We start from the raw sequence: 19,845 nt of genomic DNA on the forward strand, positions 1-19,845 counted from the left end.
TCGTTTATTCGCCCACTTTCTTCAAAAGTTTATTTTGGATAAAGGTGACGAGCAAAATAATGATGAACAAGATCACGGTTGCCGCCATTGCAATCCCCGGACGTCCGGCGATATGGAATTTGTCATAAATATAAAAGACTGCCGTGGTTGCACTGCGGGCGATCCCTGGCTGTCCGCCAAACAAGGCATATACTTGAGTATAGACTTTAAAGGCACTGATCAGATTGACCGTTAACAAGAAGGCAAAAGTCGGGATCAACTGCGGAAAGGTGATTTTCCGAAAAATCTCGCCATCGGTGGCGCCAAACATTTTTGCGATTTTGTAGTGTTCTTTGTCGATGTTGCGCATTCCTGCCAACAAGATAATAATGTTGAAGGCAAGGCTCGTCCAAACGCCAAAGATGATCAAGGTCGTCATACTCATATTGACATTATCCAGCCAGTTGACTGGTGGAATGCCGACAAGACTCAACAAATAGTTGATGATCCCGTAAGAGCCATTGAAAAAGTAGCGAAACACGATCCCGATGGCAATCGTACTCGTGACATAAGGCATAAAGAAGATCGTTTCAAAAAAACTTTTATATTTGACTTTTTCAAAAATGATCCACGCAATCGCTAAAGAAAGGATCAACGCGATCGGTACGACCGCAAAAGCAAAGAGCGCCGTATTTTGCAGTGCTCGAAAGAAGACTGGGTCCGTTAAAACCCTTTGATAGTTCTCAAGCCCAGCATACTGTTGGTTAATCAAGGTTCCTTTTTGGAAACTCATGATGAAGGAACGAAACAGCGGATATACACTGAATAAGAAAATAATGACCAGTGAAGGCAGTAAAAACAGCCATGCTTTCGGTTGGTTCTCAGGGTTATAATTTTTTTTGAACATTAGTAGACCCGCTCTCCTTTTTCATCAAAGATAAAGGCTTTTTTGTAATGAAAATCAAATGACACTTGCGCGCCTTCTTCAATGATTTCTTCAATACTAACGATCGATTTCATATGTTTGTCAGCCAGATCAAAGTTCAAGATTCGTTCTCGTCCGATCAGCTCCACACTCTTGACTTCCGTTTGGAACAAACCTGCTTGCAAGGTGGTCAGCACATCTTCTGGACGAATGCCTAACGTGTATTGGCCGTCTGTTAATGGTTTCTTGAAGCGAAGGTCAGTAAAACGGTCAACTGGTACAGTGAAGGCAGGATGGATCATTTGGCCATCTTTGACTTCTACTGGCAAGATGTTGATGATTGGATTACCGATGAATTTCGCTACAAAAAGATTGTTTGGTTCTAAGTAAAGGTTTTGCGGATCATCATTTTGTTGAATGATCCCCTCGTTCATCAAGATGATCTTATCACTGATAGAAAGAGCTTCTTCTTGGTCATGAGTCACGAAGATCGTGGTGATGCCCACTTCTTTGACTAACCGACGGATCTCTTCACGGATCTTCAAGCGCAAACGGGCATCTAAGTTACTCAATGGTTCATCCAGTAGTAAGACTTCTGGACTTTGCACCAAGGCACGCGTGATCGCTACCCGTTGCTGCTGTCCGCCAGAAAGGGTTCCTGGTTTTTTCTGACTTAACTCTTCAATATTGGTCAGTTTCATGAACTTTTCAGCAATTTTCTGTGCTTCGTTTTTCTTGATCTTTTTCTCTCCGACTGTCAGTGGAAACATGACATTTTCTAAAACAGTCATATGGGGATAAAGGGCATAATTCTGAAAAACAAACCCGATATTGCGGTCTTTTGGCTCGGTCTTAACAACGGAAGAACCATTAAAGCGGATATCGCCATCGGTGGGACTCAACAACCCCGCGATCAAATTCAATATCGTCGATTTCCCACAACCACTTGGTCCCAACAAACAAACCAAATCGCCTTTTTCTATTGTAAAATCTACTGCTTTCAAGGCTTCAAACTTATTATCGAAAACCTTCTTCAACCCGACTACTTCTATCAAAACTGCCCCTCCATTTTCTCTTTTTCCTCCGAATAGTTGACTGGCATTTCAAGTCACAAAAAAAACGAACTCTTGATGTTTCGGTCAAACGCTCAAAGAAATTCGATTTTAATCATAACAAACGAATGTTTTTATTCGATACCATTATTGTAAATGTTTTGTAAAAATCATTGGGAATTATGAAAGAATTTTTAATTAATTTACCTTTTAATGAGAAAACAATGAGCCAAACAACGCAGTTTCTAGCCAGTAAACACGAACATTTTACTGTTTTTAGAAAATTTTCATGAAAAACGGGTAAAAATTTTCAATCCTTTAGTATCCATTGATGTTAACACTATTTTTACGCGACTTTTTGTCCAAAAGCACCTTTAGTAATTGTTTACTAAGACCATCAGTATTTCTTCTTTTAAAATAACAAAAAAAGGATGATTATTAAAAAAACAATCATCCTTTTTCATTCTCTCCTTCGCCTCAGTCACCCGTCAGCGTCAGCAATTTCGTTGAAACTTGCTCAAGAAAATAACGGTCGTGTTCAATGATCAGCATAGAAGGCTCCACCAAATGGATCACTTCCTCTAATTGCTTCTGATTGAAGACGTCCAAATAATTTAGCGGTTCATCCCAGATAAACAATTCTGCTGGTGTCGCTAATGATTTGGCTAGTTCCACGCGTTTACGCTGCCCCATGCTCATTTGCTGGATCGGCGTTTGAAAGACAGCTCTTTCCAAGCCAAGCTTTTTTAAATTATTTAGCAGATCTTGATAATTCAAGCCATGCTCTTGGGCAAATTCTGTCAGCATCCCACAGTTGTCCTCGTAGTTTTGTCGGACATAACTGATGGTGATCCCATGGGCTGTTTTGATCGTCCCTGTCTGCTGTCCATCGAAAGTACCTAAAATACTCGCAATCAAACTGGACTTGCCAGATCCGTTGGCCCCTTGAATCCCCAAGCGCTCTTTTTGACGGATCGCAAACGTCAGCGGTTTAAACAAAGGCTGCTCATAGCCGAGCTGAAAATGCTCTGCTTCCAGCAACACATCATGATGGCTAACAAGCGGAGTCATTTTCAGAGGATCAATCCACTCAATGTCTTTTAACAACGCAGACTTGTCTTGAATTTGATCTTCCATCCGTTTAACGATCGCTTTCGAGCGCTTCATGGTCCGTGCCGCTCGGGCACCGATCGCCCCCGTATCATAGATTGCCCCGCTGCCTTTTTTGGTCGGCGACCCTAATTTGTCCCGTTCGCGTCCTCGGGACCACTCCGCTTTCTCGGCTGCCGTCTGCTTCAAACGACCGATTTCTTTTTTCAACTTGCTGTTTTGTTCTTGCTCGTACGCATCTTTTTGCTGCTTTTGCAGCTCATAGACTGAATAATTCCCTTTGTACAGCACCAAGCGGCTTTTTTCGATCGCCAATACATGATCGACGACGTCATCGACAAACTGTCGATCATGGCTCACAACGATAAACCCGGTTTTTTGCTGCAAATAGCGGGCAACATGTTCGCGAGCGGTCACATCCAAATGGTTGGTTGGTTCATCGATCAAAGGAAAATTCTCTTCATCAACGAACAACCGCGCCAACAGGACTTTCGTTTGCTCGCCGCCAGATAAAGTGGCAAAGGGCCGCCAAAGAACTTCTGGATCAAGCTGCAGCAGGTTCAATTCCCGTTCCAAACGCCACTGCTCAAATTCGCCAGATTCCTGTAAAACAAAAAGCGTCAGTTGCTGATCGTCAGCGACGGTTAAGGGAAAATAAACGAATTGCTGCTCATGGGTGATCGAGCCGCTATAAGGCAATTCATTGAGCAGCAGACGCAGCAAGGTCGTTTTGCCGCGACCATTTCTGCCAATCAACCCTAATTTCCATTGTGTATCAAGGTTCAAGTTGGCATCCTCAAAAAGCAACCGTTCTTGGCTGTCAAAGCCAAAAGTTAAATGATTAATACTGATATTCGACATAAATATACCTCGTCTCTATTCACGGAATAGAGTAGACCTAAAGCTATTTTCAGAATCAGTTTTTAGAGGTACACAAAAAGATCCCCCATCGAAAAAGTCAACCAATCCTGAAAATCTGCAGACTATCCCCTTGGAGGAACAGTTTCATGCAGCTTTCAACAAATTGGTTAATTTTTCAATGGAGGATCCCTCATTTCGTTTAATAGTGCCCTAAGTATAGCATTGATCGGCAAAAAAGCGCAAGTTCAGTACCCCCTGCTGCTTTTCCTTTATATTTTATTCACAAACTAAACCCGTTATCGCTGGAAACGTTTCATAAAAAAACACTTGAAACACAAAAAAACCATCAGGTTGGTTAGTCCTGATGGCAAAAGGAGTAAAATGAAAAATAAAAAGGTTGTTGGTTGTGAATTCATTATACCTCCGATAAAAAAACTTTACATGTGAAAAACATAACAGTTAAATTAAATAACTCTTGTTTAACTTGAATGTTTATCATTTTTTTAACAATAAAGCCGTCATCCGTTGAATGGCAAAAGAAATTTCGTCGGTTGCTTCATCTTGTTTGGCTTCTGCCGCATCAAAGGCCTCTTGGTCGATTTTGTTATCGAGACTCAAAATCATCTCATCACAGCCAGCAACATATTTCATATACGCCCGTTCAAATTTTTTATGGATCCCCATTACATTCGCTGGGGGACGCAATTTGCTGATTTTTTCCAGCATCAAGCGGTATTTGTCCGTGCCTTCTTTAAAAATTCTAGTAATCTCAGCTAGCCGCTCAGGTGTTACCTCGGCTTCTTTCTTCTCGTCGATCGCTTTGCGGATCTCTTCATAATTGGGATTCATTTTCTCCCCGATCGCTTCTGTTTCTTTGACAAGATCGTTGATTGTTTGTACATAAAAACCTAAGTTTGGTCGCACAGTGGGTCCCCTACTTTCTTTGTTATTATCTCCTATTTTACCGTTTCTTACTGCAAATGAAAAGGTCAAGTAACAGCCGCAGGGTTTATCGAAAATAAGCCAGCAAAAAAAGGCCTGCTGCCCAGGGAGAAGGACAGCAGACCATTGATTGATTTTCCGTTTATTTTTGGCTTATTTGCTTCCCATTGCTCGTTGGATCGCTTTGACGATCTCAACGACTGGAATGATCGCAAAGGAGGCGCCTAAAACGATGCCCCATTGATACAAGTCAAGGTGTGCAACACGGAAGATATCATTTAATCCTGGCACGATGAAGATCACCAGCATCAACGCAAAGGACAACAGGATCGCCCAGTTGAAGGCTTTGTTTCTAAATGCCCCTACTTTAAAGAGCGACTGATGGATCGATTTGACGTTGAAGGCATGGAACAACTGCATCAATCCTAACGTGGCAAAGGCCATCGTTAAGGCATCGGCATGGATCGCATCGTACGTATTGTGAACGGGCCATTGGATCGCTGACCAATAAACGAACAGCACGGTTGCCGCTTCTAAGATCCCTTGGTAGATGATACTGCTCATCACACCACCAGAGAAGAAGTTGGAACTGCGTCCCCGCGGTGCATGTTTCATTAGATCTTTTTCAGCAGGCTCCATTCCTAAAGCAATTGCTGGGAATGTATCCGTTACTAGGTTGATCCAAAGCAAGTGGATCGGCAATAGCGAGTCCCAACCCCACAAGGTTGCTAAGAACAAGGTCAAAACTTCCCCTAGGTTAGCGGCTAGCAAGTATTGAATCGCTTTTTGAATATTGGAGAAGACTTTTCGTCCTTCTTCCACTGCTACGACGATCGTAGCGAAGTTGTCATCTGCTAGGACCATATCGGAAGCACCTTTAGAAACTTCGGTACCTGTGATCCCCATGCCGACACCAATATCGGCTTGCTTCAGTGACGGTGCATCGTTGACCCCGTCACCAGTCATGGCAACGACTTTGCCTTCTTGTTGCCAAGCTTTGACGATCCGAACTTTATGTTCAGGTGATACCCGTGCATAGACTGAGTAGTTCGCTACCTTTTGGGCAAACTCTTCTTCGCTCATTTTATTGAGTTCAGCGCCAGTCAAGACGGCATCATCATCGCCCGGTTTGATGATCCCTAAACGTCCCGCAATGGCTTCAGCTGTATCGCGGTGGTCTCCGGTGATCATGATTGGACGAATCCCAGCTTCTTTGGCTAAACGTACCGCATCGGCTGCTTCTGCCCGTTCTGGGTCGATCATTCCGACTAAGCCAGCAAAGACCAAATCATTTTCGACGATTTCTGATTCTAAGTTTTCTGGTACTTGGTCTACATATTTGTAGGCCATCCCCAATACCCGCAGTGCTTGTTTTGCCATATCGGTATTGTTGAATAAGATTTTTTCTTTTTCTTCATTGGTCATCGGCAGCTCTTGGCCGTCCAGTAGTACTTTTGAGGTTCTGCCTAGCAAGACATCTGGTGCGCCTTTGACAGCAACTAAATAGCGACCGTCTTCTTGTTGGTGGATCGTACTCATAAGTTTTCGGTCAGAATCAAATGGCAGATCTGCTACCCGTGGTTCTTGATTGACAAGATCTCGCACATGGAATCCTTGATCCATCCCGAATTGCACCAATGCGGTCTCAGTCGGATCACCGATCAAGTTGCCTTCTTCACCAAATTTTGTATCATTGGCAAAGTTCATGACTTTTAATGCCATGTTGTCTAACGGAATATCTTCTGAAGCAGCATGTTGCTTGTCATTGACATACAATTTTTCCACGGTCATTTGATTCAACGTCAACGTACCAGTTTTATCAGAAGCGATAATATCGGTTGCCCCAAGGGTTTCAACCGCTGGCAATTTACGGATCACTGCATTTCGTTTCGCCATTACTTGCGTACCTAAGGCTAAGATGATCGTTACGATCGCTGGTAGCCCTTCTGGGATCGCCGCTACTGCTAATGAGATCGACGTCAATAGCATGTCGACCCATGACGTATTGTTAAAGATCGTTCCAACAAAGAACATGATCACTGCAATGATAATGATGGCGATCGTCAGGAATTTTCCTAATTCATTTAAGTTACGCTTCAATGGTGTTTCGGTTTCTTGGGCGCTAGCCAGCATGCCAGCGATTTTCCCAACTTCAGTTCCCATCCCTGTATTGACCACGACCCCTTTGCCGCGTCCATAGGTCACATTACTGTTTGAATATGCCATATTGACGCGATCGCCGATCCCGACATCCGTCCCTTCGATGACGGTCAATTCTTTTTCGACTGGTACGGACTCACCGGTCAAAGCAGCTTCTTCAATTTTTAAAGAACTTGCTTCTAAAAGGCGTAAATCTGCCGGTACGACATCGCCAGCTTCTAATAGGACAATATCCCCCGGCACCAATTCATCGCTCTTGATGGTGACGGTATGACCATTACGCAACACATTGGCATTTGGTGTAGACATTTCTCTTAGTGCTTCGATCGCCTGCTCCGCCTTCGCCTCTTGAACGACACCCATGATCGCGTTGATAATGACAACTGCTAAAATAATAATTGAGTCCACGACTTCATGGGAAACGACTGCTGAGATAATCGCCGCCGCTAGCAAAACAATGATCATCAAATCTTTGAATTGTTCAAAGAATTTTTGTACCATCGATTTCTTTTTGCCTTCTTCTAATTCGTTGGGACCGTACTCAGATAAGCGTTTTTGTGCTTCATCGTTCGTTAATCCATTGGCATCTGTTTGCATTTCTTCCAGAACATGCTGCGCTTCTTGCGCATAAAACGCCTGCGATAGCTGTTCCTTTTTGTTTTCTTCTGACATGTTTCTCCTCCTTTTATATTTACTCTTCCTTTATTGTACATGATATGAAAAAAAATAGACTTATGTATGCACTGTCTAAGCATACATAAGTCTCACTGTTTAAGACAGCACCAGAAATTTCTTTCAGGATGGTGATACTGCCGCAGATAAAATCCGCCAATTACTCCCTCATGTTCATGTCAATAACCTACATTATACAAAAACTTTTCAGGTCTGGCAATTTTATTTTTGCTGAAACTAGCAGAAGGATTTCTCCTATGAATCAGGCGATGATCGAGCCGTTTGGCATGCCTTTTGGTGCTTCCACGATTTGCAGACGACCGTCATTGTCTTCTGCTGAAAGGATCATTCCTTGGCTGACTTGTCCCCGCATTTTCCGCGGTTTCAAGTTAGCAACGATCACGACTTTTTTACCGATCAAATCTTGCGGTTCTGGATAAAATTCAGCGATCCCCGATAAAATTTGACGATCTTGATCATCTCCCGCAGCTAAGCGGAATTGCAGCAACTTGTCGGCGCCTTTGACTTTTTGACAGTCAACGACTTCTGCCACTTTTAATTCGATCTTGTCAAAGTCTTCGTATTTGATCTCGGCTTTTTCGGATTGCAATGTGGTTTCTTCTGGATTCCATTTGACTGTTTCTTCTGGACTTTGCGTCCCTTCAGCCATTTTCTTTTGGATGTAGGCTACTTCTGTTTCAAGTTCCAAACGAGGGAAAATCGGTGTGCCTTTGGCAACGACTTTCGTACCGCTTGGAAATTCACCAAAGCGTAAATCTTTCAGATCCATGGCAACAGAAGCCAATCCTAATTGTTGGAAAATATTGGCTGGTGTTTCTGTCATCACCGGTTGCAATAAGATCGCAACGATGCGTAAGCTTTCCGCTAAATGAACCATTACACTGTTTAATTCAGCACGCTTTTCTTCTTCTTTGGCTAATACCCATGGTTGAGTTTCGTCAATGTATTTGTTGGCACGGGAGATCAATGTCCAAACTTCTGACAATGCCGTACTGAATTCCATTTTATCCATGGCTTCATGGTAACGACCAACCACATTGGCCGCAGTCGTTGACAGCTCGCTATCAAAAGGCGTCACTTTTGAGGCATAATCTGGGACTAAGCCATCACAATATTTATTGATCATAGCGATCGTCCGATTCAACAGGTTGCCTAAGTCATTGGCTAGATCGTAGTTCAAACGAGAAACGAAATCTTCTGGTGTAAATACACCATCGCTACCAAAAGGAACCGCCCGTAATAGATAATAACGCAACGCATCTAAACTGTAGCGCTCCACTAACATTTCTGGATAAACGACATTGCCTTTAGATTTCGACATCTTGCCGTCTTTCATCATCAACCAGCCATGACCAAAGATTTTTTTCGGCAATGGCAAGTCTAATGCCATCAGCATGATTGGCCAATAGATTGTATGGAAACGCACGATTTCTTTCCCAACCATATGCACGTCAGCTGGCCAGTATTTTTGGAACAAGGAATCGTCGTCTGAGCCATAGCCTAATGCCGTAATATAGTTGGATAACGCATCGATCCACACATACACCACGTGTTCAGGACTAGCAGTGACTGGGATGCCCCATTTAAAGGTCGTTCTGGAAACAGCCAGGTCTTCTAAGCCTGGTTTGATGAAATTATTCAGCATTTCATTTTTACGTGATTCTGGTTGAATGAACTCGGGGTGCTCATCATAGTATTCAACCAAACGATCGGCATATTTGCTCATGCGGAAGAAATAAGAAGATTCCTTCACCAATTCTACCTCATGACCGCTTGGCGCTTTACCGCCGATGACTTTGCCCTCTTCATCTCGGTAAACTTCTGCTAATTGCGTTTCAGTAAAGTATTCTTCATCAGAAACGGAATACCACCCTTCATATTCACCAAGATAGATATCTCCTTGATCAAGCAATTGCTGGAAGATTTTTTGAACGGCTTTTTTATGGTAATCATCCGTTGTGCGGATAAATTTATCGTAACTGATGTCTAGTGTGTTCCATAGTTTCTTGACGTCAGCTGCCATTTTATCGACGTATTCTTGCGGATCTACGCCAAGTTCTTCTGCTTTTTTCTCAATTTTTTGACCGTGCTCATCGACACCCGTCAAATAAAAGACATCAAAGCCCATCAATCGTTTGTATCGTGCTACCGCATCACAAGCGATCGTCGTGTAAGAATTCCCGATATGCAGTTTGCCGCTTGGATAATAAATTGGCGTCGTAATATAGAATGTTTCTTTTTCAGCCATGGACGCAAGTCCTCCTTTTCACTAGTAAAGTGTATACTTAGGTAGTATACAGTTCGCAACCCAAAAATGCTATAATTTTAATCAAAAAAGCGGATAACCTAAGACCTTTTTCCATGGTCTACAAGGAACAAAGGAATCGTTTTGGTCCTTAACACGCAGCAAATAAACCAGCAGATTTGAGCATTTCTTTTCTACTAGTTATCATAGCGCAGATAGCCGTTCACTTCAATGTTCTAGGGGAAGAATCTTGCTTAGATACAAAGGGTGCTAGTGAGGGAGTTGCTTCTTTTTTCTGATCGTTTTGTGTCTTCCAAGCGGCAACTAGCGATTATTCGATCATAAATTCTATCATCAGCGTTTGTGGTCCCTCTTCTTCAATGGTCACTTCTTTGATCAAGCGATAGGTTCCTTTCGGCAAGGTGCCAAAATACTCCGGCCAATTGATTAGTAAAGTTGTTTGACTGTGGACAGAGGCATAAAGACCGATGTCTTGAAAAACCACGTCTTCTTTAAAAAGGAGTTCCCGCCATTCATCCCCCTCGAAAACATCCACTGCAAAATAGTTGTCGTAGATCACCCTCTGATCGGAATGATTGTACAGTTTGAAGCGTCCGGATGTTGCTGTGCTGGTTTCCACTTCCAGACGAAGGGTTGCTTGTTGAGGGAATGGGGGCCCCATAAACGTATCGGCAGGGACTCGATTGACACTTTGCCCAACCATCAAATCCGTCGGCTGCTCTTGCAGCTGACGGAAACGGGTACAGCCACTAATGATCAACAACAGCAATAGAAAAACGAGAAACTTGATCGTCTTCACCTCTTTTCCCCCTCTCGAAAGAATTCTCTGCGGCTCGCCTTCTTTCCTCTAGTATACCTATTTCGTGCCTTTTCAGCAGCATTTCTAGTCATTTATTGCTTTTTTTGAGAAAAAGGATCTGAAAAAGCTTCTTGCAGACGGGCTTTGATTAACAGGTGCTTCTTTTGCTATAATGAGGAAGACTTCACTTATAGAAAGGAACGCTATGACTCGAAAAAACAAACAGCATTTTTTGCTTTTAACTGTGCTTTCTGTGGGACACTTGCTTTTTTCAACCACAAGTTACCCCTTTTTGTTTGCGTACTTCAATAGCCATGATTATGCTGCGCTCTTTGCAACAGCGATGGCAGTCCTCCGTGTGCTTTTTTTGCTCTGGATCGCTCTTTGGGGCTATTCATCACTCAAGGAACACCCGCCGTCTTCTTGGCTTTATCTCGCATTATTTTTCCTTAATTTGATCGTTCCTTATTTTTTCCGTTAAGGAAAACCGTCGCGTTCAGCTACTTACTTTATCTAAGGCAGGAGAAACCAATGAAAGAATTTACCTCAAAATCAGCTGAAAAACACTACTATGAAAAAGAAGCGTCAGAAGCAGAGTTTCTTACATGGTATCAGGCGCAAGATCAGCCGAAATACGAGAAACCTTCCGTAACCGTCGATATGGTTTTGATGTGTTACAACAAAGAAGAAGAACAATTAAAAATTGCGCTGATCCAAAGAAAAGGCCACCCTTTCCGTAATTCTTGGGCATTGCCGGGAGGCTTCGTCAATCCCAATGAATCGACGGGGCAAAGTGTGATCCGTGAGACGCAAGAAGAGATCGGGGTCACCATCTCCAAACAAAACATCGAACAGCTGCATACCTTCAGCACCCCAGATCGCGATCCTCGCGGTTGGGTGATCACCGTCAGCTATTTGGCTTTTATCGGTGAAGAACCCTTAAGTGCCGGTGACGATGCGAACCAAGTACGCTGGTTCTCTTTAGAAAGAAAAGCCAATCAAATTTATTTGACCAGCGGCGAGATCGAGATCATTCTTGACCTAGTGACTGGCGCCTCTGTTGGAAAAGATACGTTGGCTTTTGACCACAGCGCGATCATCCTCAAAGCTTTCAAACGGGTTGCCAACAAGATGGAACACGAGCCACAAGTGCTGCTCGTGTTAGGCAAAGACTTTACGATCACGGAAGCCCGTAAAGTATTCGCCAAGTTTTTAGGGATCGATTTTAAAATGATCGATCATTCCAACTTTAAAAAATCCATGCTCCAATATTTTACGGAAGTTGGCGAAAAGCCCGTCGGCATCGGGCGTCCCTCAAAGATCTATCGCTTAAATGACGCATTTTTAGGTGACAAAATGTAAAAAAATACAACCCCCTGTCAGACCATAGTTTGGCAGGGGGTTGCTGGTTAATCATAATTAGTGAACGTGGTTCCTAGAAACAAAAATCAGAAAGATTTTTTCTATACCCTAGGCGATCCCTGGCGTTCCTTCCAGTTCAAGCGGCTCAGCTGCTCATTTCGCCTGAGAGCCGTTCTAGCTTCTGTTGGTCCTGCGTATCCAACGTGACAAACTGCAGTTCTTTGCCGTACCACTGCGCTTTGTACTGGATTTTGCGAACGAATTGATGCCAATCACTGATGCTGTAATGACCAGCTTTTAAAACCGTATCTTCTGCGATTTGTTCCAAATAGATCGTATCGTACTGTTTTACGAGATGGTAGCTGACTTGATCGATGAATTCCCGCTTTTGACAGCAGTGAAAACGATAAAGGCGAGCGACCTTTCCTTTTAGCTTCTGATAATTTCGCGCCTGGGTCAAAAGGATTTTTTTCCGTTTGACCGCCGTCGCTTTCACCTGAAGCTTGCGTTCTGCTCGCGTCAGCTTTTGCTTCGTTTGGATGGCATGTTCACAGGTGATGGGTATCGGCTGGTTGGCTTTGACCAACTGCTGCGGATCATAAACAACAGCGACAGAGGCTTGCTGCTTCGGCAATGGCGGGATCTCTTCCAAGCAAAGGATCGAGATGTAAAACTCTTCGTTGTTTTTTGCTGAGATCGTTGCCGATTTGATCTTCCCTTTGATCGCCCGATGCTTTTTTACGGGAACCAATGTTTTAAGCTTTGGCAGCTTGATTTGATCGTCTTCAAAATAAATGGTGTGCTGCTGATTATTGGTGGTATACGATTGCCAGATACTTTTTTTGGTTTTCATTTTTGGAAAGCCAGCCCGCTTTTGAAAGTAATTTCGAAACGCTCGGTCCAGATTCCGTTGTGCATTCGCCAATGCCAAACTATCGGTCTCCTTCAAAAAAGGATACTCCTTTTTTAGTTTGGCTGGCGTCAACCCTTGCTTTGCTTCATTGTTGGCCAGCTCCTCCATCTTTGCCTCCAGCAGTTGATTGTACGTAAAACGTACACAGCCGAAGGTTTCGATGAAAAACTGTCTTTGCTGTCCATTAGGATAGATCCGAAATTTGTATGCTTTTAAAACACCCAGTTTCATCTCCTCCTAACACTCCCTATACCTTTGACGCTAGTTCCCCTTTTTTTGTGCTAACTTTTCTTGATAGATCTTGGCTTCTTTTTTCGTGGCATAAACGAAATGTCCTGGTGCGATCTCTTCCATTGCTCGCTCTTGGTTATCGTTTGGTTCGCTGACGTATTTGATCCGTTTGCGTTGACGCTCATGGTCAGGATCTGGCAGCGGAATCGCTGATAAAAGACTTTCAGTATACGGATGGACCCCGTAATGATAGATTTCATCGCTGGTGCCTACTTCTAGCAGTTTGCCGTTGTGCATCACGCCGATCCGATCGCTGATGTGTTTGACCATCGATAAATCATGGGCGATAAACAAGTACGTCAATTTATGTTCTTCTTGCAGATCTTGCAACAAGTTGACGACTTGGGCTTGGATCGAAACATCCAATGCCGAGATCGGTTCATCACAGATGATGAATTTTGGATCGACAGCTAACGCGCGGGCGATCCCGATCCGCTGACGTTGTCCACCTGAAAATTCATGAGGATAACGGGTCCCGTGACTTGGGTTTAGTCCGACGGTTCGCAAAAGTTCATCCACCCGATCATTGCGTTCTTTTTCATTTTTGGCTAGTCCGTTGATATCGATCCCTTCGGCAATAATGTCCCGAACTTTCATCCGTGGATTCAAGGAAGCATAAGGATCTTGGAAGACCATTTGAACTTCTCGACGAAAATCAGCCAGTGGTTTCTTGCCTTTGATTTTCATAACATCTTGTCCATCAAAAAGAACTTCGCCTCCGGTAGGGTTATTCAAACGAATCACTGTCCGTCCAGTAGTCGATTTTCCGCTTCCGGATTCACCGACTAGACCAAAGGTTTCCCCTTCATAGATTTGGAAGGAGATATCATCGACGGCTTTGACTTCGTCTTTGCGGCCAACGTTAAAATATTGTTTGAGATTCTTTACTTCAAGTAAAACTTTTTCCAACCGTTTCTCCTCCTTTAGACAGATGCCTGAGTATTTTTTTCTTGGAATTTTTTCCAGCGAATCAAGATCTCATCCGGCGGAGTCACTTTCGGTGCTTGTGGCGCTAACAGCCAAGTGGCCGCTTTGTGCGTCGGTGAGACGTCAAAGAATGGCGGTTGCTGTTCAGCATCGATCTGCAAGGCAAACTCGTTCCGTGGATAAAAAGCATCACCTGTTGGCGGATCTAACAAATCTGGAGGTGAACCAGGAATCGCGTACAAGCGATCGCCTGTTCCTTCTAACGTCGGCATCGAACCTAACAAGCCCCAAGTGTATGGATGTTGTGGGTTATAGAAGATCTCTTCTGCGGTCCCCACTTCGACGATTTTCCCACCGTACATCACGGCCACCCGATCCGCCACATTGGCAACGACCCCTAAGTCATGGGTAATGAAGACGATGGACGAATTGATTTTCTTCTGGATATCTTTTAATAACTCTAAGATTTGTGCTTGGATCGTTACATCCAATGCAGTCGTTGGTTCATCTGCAATCAAGATCTGCGGGTAACAGATCAACGCGATCGCAATGACGATCCGCTGCCGCTGACCACCAGAAAATTGATGCGGATAATTTTTCAAGCGTTTCTCAGCATTCGGGATGCCGACAAGGTTCAATAGTTCCAACGCTTGTCGCAAGCCTTCTTTTTTACTGATTTTGTTGTGCTTCATCAATGATTCTGCTACTTGCTTGCCAATCGGCATCGTTGGGTCCAATGAAGTCATTGGATCTTGGAAAATCATGGCGATTTCCTTGCCACGGATTTTTTGCAGTTCTTTTTCGGATTTTTTCAAAATGTCCGTCCCATTGAAGAGGATCTGGCCATTATCGACATTGGCATTGCTGGCTAACAACCCCATGATACTGCGGGTCGTCACGGACTTGCCGCTCCCAGATTCGCCCACGATCGCCAAGGTTTCTCCTTTGTATAGATCGAAACTGACATCGCGGATCGCTTGGACTTTCCCAGCAAAGGTGTCAAAAGAAATTTCTAAGTTTTTCACTTCTAAGACTTTTTTCATAGCAATCACTCTTTCATTTTCGGATCAAAGGCATCACGCAAACCGTCTGCCAGCAAGTTGAACCCAATCATAATCACAGACAAGGTCACAGCTGGTACCCACATTTGGTAAGGCAGGAACAAGAAGGTTTTGTAGCCATCGCTTAGTAACATCCCTAAAGATGCTGAAGGTGGTTTTAATCCTAGCCCAATAAAGCTTAGGAAGGCCTCGAAGAAAATCGCCGAGGGGATACTGAACATCATTTGTACGATGATCACGCTGGAAATATTCGGTAATACGTGTTTCATCGCAATCTTGAGGCGACTTTCCCCCAGCGTCGTTGCGGCTAAAACGAATTCTTGATCTTTTAGTTTCATCGTTTGGGCCCGTACGATCCGCGCCATTGGAATCCAGTTAGTGATCGCCATTGCTGCCACGATCGAGAAGATCCCAGGTTCAAAAACCACCAACATCAAGATCATTACCACTAAGTTGGGAATACCAGATAAGATTTCTAGAAAACGTTGCATCACATTATCGATCCGTCCACCTAAAAGACCAGAGATCAGGCCATAGGTTACACCAAAGATAATGTCAAGCATTGCCGCGATAAACGCGATCAACAAGGAAATACGTGTTCCTACAAATAGACGACTCAATAGGTCACGCCCCAAGCCATCCGTTCCTAAAAGGAAATACGTCCCGTCAGGAACATTGGCAGCTGCATACTTATCTACTAGCTCGCCTCCCACCATCGCATAGCCGTTTAAGCCATTGATGTTGATACCAGGAATTTTCGGCGGCAGATTTGTAAAGGTCACATTTTGCGCAGTTGGATCATGTGGCGAGACAAAAATCGTAATGATTGAGATCGCGATAATGATCAGCAACAAAATGATTGAGAAGACCGCGGCTTTGTTCTTTTTCAAACGACGCCATGAATCTTGGAAAAACGTTAATGAAGGGGTTGCGATCGCTTCACGCTCTTCATTGGTATTTTTTTGTAACGGTTGAAATTTGGCTGCATCGATGGCAGCAACATCATTTGCTGTGTAAGGTTTCTCTGCCATTAGCCACGACTCCCTTCTGAAACTCGGATCCGCGGATCAACGATTCCATATAAAATATCAACAACAAGAATAACAAAGACCAACATTGCGGAATAAAGAATTGTTACCGCCATGATCGTTGGATAGTCATTGGTCATGATTGATTTTACGAACTGTTCACCGATACCTGGGATCGCAAAAATATTTTCTACGACAAGAGAACCCGTCATCAAACCGACAGCTAGCGGCCCTAACAGCGTTAATAACGGAATCAAACTATTCCGCAAACCATGCTTGAAGGCAATTTCCCAGCGGCTTAACCCTTTTGCTCGTGCCAACTCGACATAATCACTATGCAGCACTTCCACCATCTCGGTTCGAATAAACCTGGCGGAATCCGCTAATGGCGACATCGCCAAGGCGACGGTCGGTAGGATCGTGCTGGCAAAAGTCTCCCACTTAGCAATCGGTAAGATCCCTAGTTTGATGGCAAAAATGTATTGCAGCAACACGGCAAAGACAAAGTTAGGGATCGAACGTCCTAAGATCGCCACTAAGGTAGACGTTGTATCGATCCAAGTATTTTGTTTCATCGCAGAGATCGTTCCTAAAATGATCCCAAAGAACGTACCAAAGATGATCGCTTGTAGCCCTAGTTGCAGTGAAGGTCCGATTCTTCCTGATAATAAATTCGCTACTGGCTGGTTTTTAAATTGGAAAGAGATCCCAAAGTCACCTTTTAGTAAATTGGTCAAATAAAGCCAATATTGGGTAATGATCGGTTTGTCCAATCCTGCTTGCTCATTTAGCAAGGCAATTTGTTCTGGACTTAATTTTTCAGCATTCGTATATGGTGTTCCTGGCAAAAATTGCATCAAGAAAAAGGTGATCGTGGCAATCAGCCATAATGTTAAGACCATGTAGAACACTCGTTTCAATAAATATTTCAAAAAGCTGTTCACGCAGTTTCCCCCTTAAGTATTTTGACTTCTATTCAATAATTATGTAAATTAACATAGTACGAATCATTAAAAAGGAGTCAGATCATGAAAATAAAAAAAAGTAGTGGGCTCATACCCCTCCTATGCCTCGCAATTTCTGGCGGATGGTTAGCCATAAAAAATGAATTTTCCATAGCAGCTCTTTCAGATGCCCTTTTCTTGTGGGCGCTGTTCTTTTTGATCATTGGCGGTTTTTTATGGGTATTTGCTTCTGGTTTCTTTGACCATTTTCAATACTCCATGAAGAAAGCTTTTTCCAAAAATAAAACAGATTATCTGAAATTATCCCAAGTCGGCAAACAGAGCTACGCCTTTTGGTTATGGCCTGGTGTCTTCTTGTTATTCCTTTCATTGCTCTTTTTAATGATTGCTACTAGTTAATTTCATTCTTATAGTTTTACTCATTGAAATGAGAAGCAAAAGGCTGAGACAAGAAATTGTCCCAGCCTTTTCTTCGGCATTTCAAGTCAACTACTCGTGATTATTCGATTGATGTCCACTTGTAGTCGTATTGTGCGCCCGCTGCGTGAGCAACAACACCTTTGACTTTTGTTGCACGTAAGTGTGCTTCCGCTTTTTGATAAACTGGAATGACACCTTGTTCATTCATAATGATTTTTTCTGCATTGACTAGATCTTCCCAACGTTTGTCAGGGTCATTGGCATTGGTCGTACCCGCTGCTTCAACTGCTGCATCGTATTCTTCGTTGCTCCATTGCCCACGGTTGTATGAGTTGCCTGTCGTAAACAAGTCAGTAAAGCTACTTGCATCGGCATAGTCAGCACCCCAACCGCCCATTACTGTATCAAAATCACCAGCGTTTGAACGATCCAAACGAACAGAGAATGGTACTGGACTTAACGTGACTTTCACACCGTCCAATGTTTTTTCGATCGTATCTTGCAAGTACTCAATGATTTTCTTCGTTGAGTCTGTATCAGAAGCTAAGATATCAAATTCTAATGAATCGATCCCTAATGCTTCTTTTGCTTTTTCCCAATGTTCTTTGGCTTGCTCTTCATTGTATTCAATGACGCTGCCAGCTGCTTCCGTGAAGTCCGTATGATCGCCAGGGCTGAAGGTCATACCTTCTGGTACCAACCCAGTTGAAGCAATCGAACCATCCCCTAAGATCGATGTCACTAAGGCATCACGGTCGATCGCATAAGAGATCGCTTTACGTAAGTTTTCGTTACGGAAAGGTGAATCTTCATCACGTTGGTTCAATTCTAGGTAAGAAGTCGTTGCTTCTGGTTGAGAAACGAAGGCTTCATCGTTAGCCATTTGTTGCGCTAATTCACCTGTTAGGATGACATCATCTGCTTGACCATCTTGGAAAAGGTTCAAGGCAGTTGAGGATTCTTTCACGACGCTTACGTTGATCGTTTGTAATTTAACAGTATCTTTGTCCCAATATTGGTCGTTCTTTTCATAAGCCCATTCCGTATCCGTTCCTGGTCCATCAAACCCAGTCAAGACAAACGGTCCATTATAGACAGCATTGTCGCTAGTTGACGCATATTGATCACCATTTTCTTCTACCACTTTTTGATTTTGTGGGAAGAAGGATGGGAATGCTAATAAGTAGTCAAAGTAAGGTGTTGCTTTTGCTAGGGTGATTTCTAATTCATAATCCCCCACTGCTTTGATGCCTAGCTCTGATGGATCCGTATCGCCTGCTGTGATGGCATCTGCGTTCTTAACTGGTGAAAATAGATACGCGTATTCTGATGCTGTTTCAGGTTTGACTGTCCGTTGCCAACCATAGACGTAATCTGCTGCTGTAACAGGGTCACCATTTGACCATTTCGCATCTTCACGTAATTTGATCTTGTAAGTCAGTCCATCCTCGCTGACTTCAGCTGCTTCAGCTGCACCAGCAGGTTGTGGTGTACTGTCAGCATCCAAACGATACAGTCCTTCATATACATTGTTCAATGCACTGAAGCTGATCGTATCGGTTGCTAATGAGAGATCCGCACTTGGCATTTCTTGTGAAACCACTACGTTAAACACTTGTTCTGCACTGCTGTCGCCGCTTGCTGCTGTGTCATTGCTTGAACTACTTGTTCCGCCCGTTGTACAACCGGCTAACGCCACGCCACACACAGCCACTAAACCATAGGCCCATTTATTCTTCATCCTGTCCTACCCCTTAATTGAATTAATTTTCAGAATAATCATGCGATTTCTGAAGTTAGATAAGATTTTAATTAATAATTATTAAAAAAGCAATCCTTTTTTCGATAAAAAACACCTCTGGCAGAAAGTTTTCTTGGTATTTACTTACCTTACTCTCATCAAACATTCGTTAAATGCTATTTTTCCTTTCTTTATTTATAAGAAACAAAGCAAAAAAAATAATAAAAAAACATGGTTAAATGTAAATTACATTCGTTTTCTGTCTTTCTTTTTCATTTGATCCGTCAAAATGAGAAATGTCTGATAGAAGGGTAAACATACAGAAATCGCCAATGATTTTTATCAAAACA

16 protein-coding genes are annotated in these 19,845 nt (G+C 43.2%); 3 read left to right on the forward strand and 13 right to left on the reverse strand.

Annotated elements, in window-relative coordinates; all coding sequences use genetic code 11:
• Positions 1-4: 4 nt before the first annotated feature.
• The 7 genes from IGI76_RS14455 to IGI76_RS14485 form a co-directional block, all read right to left on the reverse strand.
• Positions 5-886: a carbohydrate ABC transporter permease gene (locus IGI76_RS14455; RefSeq protein WP_005228014.1), complete on the reverse strand. Its 882-nt coding sequence runs from the start codon at positions 884-886 to the stop codon at positions 5-7.
• Positions 886-1,959, reverse strand: coding sequence for an ABC transporter ATP-binding protein (locus IGI76_RS14460; RefSeq protein WP_005228012.1), 1,074 nt, complete (start codon positions 1,957-1,959; stop codon positions 886-888). Before IGI76_RS14460 ends, IGI76_RS14455 begins: the two co-directional genes overlap by 1 nt.
• A 474-nt stretch (positions 1,960-2,433) precedes the next feature.
• A complete protein-coding gene (gene abc-f / locus IGI76_RS14465) occupies positions 2,434-3,927 on the reverse strand; it encodes a ribosomal protection-like ABC-F family protein (protein WP_086295758.1) in 1,494 nt (497 codons plus the stop codon).
• Between the two features lie 495 nt (positions 3,928-4,422).
• Positions 4,423-4,851, reverse strand: coding sequence for a hypothetical protein (locus tag IGI76_RS14470; protein ID WP_005228008.1), 429 nt, complete (start codon positions 4,849-4,851; stop codon positions 4,423-4,425).
• A gap of 171 nt (positions 4,852-5,022) precedes the next feature.
• Positions 5,023-7,701: a cation-translocating P-type ATPase gene (locus IGI76_RS14475; protein WP_333718763.1), complete on the reverse strand. Its 2,679-nt coding sequence runs from the start codon at positions 7,699-7,701 to the stop codon at positions 5,023-5,025.
• Positions 7,702-7,963: 262 nt separating this feature from the next.
• Complete coding sequence (gene metG / locus IGI76_RS14480) at positions 7,964-9,970, reverse strand: methionine--tRNA ligase (RefSeq protein WP_005228005.1); 2,007 nt, start codon at positions 9,968-9,970, stop codon at positions 7,964-7,966.
• A 328-nt stretch (positions 9,971-10,298) separates the two neighbouring features.
• Positions 10,299-10,787 carry an immunoglobulin-like domain-containing protein gene (locus IGI76_RS14485; protein ID WP_333718764.1) on the reverse strand — a complete coding sequence of 163 codons (489 nt, stop codon included), beginning with the start codon at positions 10,785-10,787 and terminating at the stop codon, positions 10,299-10,301.
• Positions 10,788-10,992: 205 nt separating this feature from the next.
• On the opposite strand from IGI76_RS14485, the gene IGI76_RS14490 reads away from it, so the two are divergent.
• Both IGI76_RS14490 and IGI76_RS14495 read left to right on the forward strand, forming a co-directional pair.
• Positions 10,993-11,268, forward strand: a complete 276-nt coding sequence (locus tag IGI76_RS14490) for a hypothetical protein (RefSeq protein WP_333718765.1) — start codon at positions 10,993-10,995, stop codon at positions 11,266-11,268.
• 50 nt (positions 11,269-11,318) lie between these two features.
• Complete coding sequence (locus IGI76_RS14495) at positions 11,319-12,149, forward strand: NUDIX domain-containing protein (RefSeq protein WP_005228002.1); 831 nt, start codon at positions 11,319-11,321, stop codon at positions 12,147-12,149.
• A 145-nt stretch (positions 12,150-12,294) separates the two neighbouring features.
• Here the strand turns inward: IGI76_RS14495 and IGI76_RS14500 are convergent, their stop codons facing one another.
• The 5 genes from IGI76_RS14500 to opp3b are packed head-to-tail and all read right to left on the reverse strand — an operon-like array spanning position 12,295 to position 17,313.
• Entirely contained in the window at positions 12,295-13,293 is a 999-nt protein-coding gene (locus tag IGI76_RS14500; RefSeq protein ID WP_430615867.1) for an RNA-guided endonuclease TnpB family protein, read from the reverse strand.
• A gap of 30 nt (positions 13,294-13,323) precedes the next feature.
• Positions 13,324-14,262, reverse strand: a complete 939-nt coding sequence (locus IGI76_RS14505) for an ABC transporter ATP-binding protein (protein WP_005227998.1) — start codon at positions 14,260-14,262, stop codon at positions 13,324-13,326.
• A 14-nt stretch (positions 14,263-14,276) separates the two neighbouring features.
• Positions 14,277-15,329, reverse strand: a complete 1,053-nt coding sequence (locus IGI76_RS14510) for an ABC transporter ATP-binding protein (protein ID WP_216593164.1) — start codon at positions 15,327-15,329, stop codon at positions 14,277-14,279.
• The gene (locus tag IGI76_RS14515; RefSeq protein WP_005227994.1) at positions 15,329-16,372 is read right to left on the reverse strand and encodes an ABC transporter permease; all 1,044 of its coding nucleotides are present in this window, start codon (positions 16,370-16,372) and stop codon (positions 15,329-15,331) included. Before IGI76_RS14515 ends, IGI76_RS14510 begins: the two co-directional genes overlap by 1 nt.
• The gene (opp3b, locus tag IGI76_RS14520; RefSeq protein WP_005227991.1) at positions 16,372-17,313 is read right to left on the reverse strand and encodes an oligopeptide ABC transporter permease; all 942 of its coding nucleotides are present in this window, start codon (positions 17,311-17,313) and stop codon (positions 16,372-16,374) included. Before opp3b ends, IGI76_RS14515 begins: the two co-directional genes overlap by 1 nt.
• An 84-nt stretch (positions 17,314-17,397) precedes the next feature.
• On the opposite strand from opp3b, the gene IGI76_RS14525 reads away from it, so the two are divergent.
• The gene (locus IGI76_RS14525) at positions 17,398-17,733 is read left to right on the forward strand and encodes a DUF3899 domain-containing protein (protein ID WP_005227990.1); all 336 of its coding nucleotides are present in this window, start codon (positions 17,398-17,400) and stop codon (positions 17,731-17,733) included.
• Positions 17,734-17,833: 100 nt separating this feature from the next.
• On the opposite strand, the gene IGI76_RS14530 is transcribed toward IGI76_RS14525, so the two are convergent.
• Entirely contained in the window at positions 17,834-19,495 is a 1,662-nt protein-coding gene (locus IGI76_RS14530) for a peptide ABC transporter substrate-binding protein (protein WP_333718767.1), read from the reverse strand.
• Between the last annotated feature and the right edge of the window lie 350 nt (positions 19,496-19,845).

This window comes from Enterococcus sp. DIV2449a, assembly GCF_051711225.1.
GTDB classification, from domain to species: Bacteria; Bacillota; Bacilli; order Lactobacillales; family Enterococcaceae; genus Enterococcus_D; species Enterococcus_D casseliflavus.

Coding starts and splice junctions, on each gene's coding strand:
- IGI76_RS14455 (WP_005228014.1), bottom strand. CDS start 886: ATGTTCAAAAAAAATTATAACCCTGAGAACCAACCGAAAGCATGGCTG.
- abc-f (WP_086295758.1), bottom strand. CDS start 3,927: ATGTCGAATATCAGTATTAATCATTTAACTTTTGGCTTTGACAGCCAA.
- IGI76_RS14475 (WP_333718763.1), bottom strand. CDS start 7,701: ATGTCAGAAGAAAACAAAAAGGAACAGCTATCGCAGGCGTTTTATGCG.
- metG (WP_005228005.1), bottom strand. CDS start 9,970: ATGGCTGAAAAAGAAACATTCTATATTACGACGCCAATTTATTATCCA.
- IGI76_RS14490 (WP_333718765.1), top strand. CDS start 10,993: ATGACTCGAAAAAACAAACAGCATTTTTTGCTTTTAACTGTGCTTTCT.
- IGI76_RS14495 (WP_005228002.1), top strand. CDS start 11,319: ATGAAAGAATTTACCTCAAAATCAGCTGAAAAACACTACTATGAAAAA.
- IGI76_RS14500 (WP_430615867.1), bottom strand. CDS start 13,293: ATGAAACTGGGTGTTTTAAAAGCATACAAATTTCGGATCTATCCTAAT.
- IGI76_RS14515 (WP_005227994.1), bottom strand. CDS start 16,372: ATGGCAGAGAAACCTTACACAGCAAATGATGTTGCTGCCATCGATGCA.
- IGI76_RS14525 (WP_005227990.1), top strand. CDS start 17,398: ATGAAAATAAAAAAAAGTAGTGGGCTCATACCCCTCCTATGCCTCGCA.
- IGI76_RS14530 (WP_333718767.1), bottom strand. CDS start 19,495: ATGAAGAATAAATGGGCCTATGGTTTAGTGGCTGTGTGTGGCGTGGCG.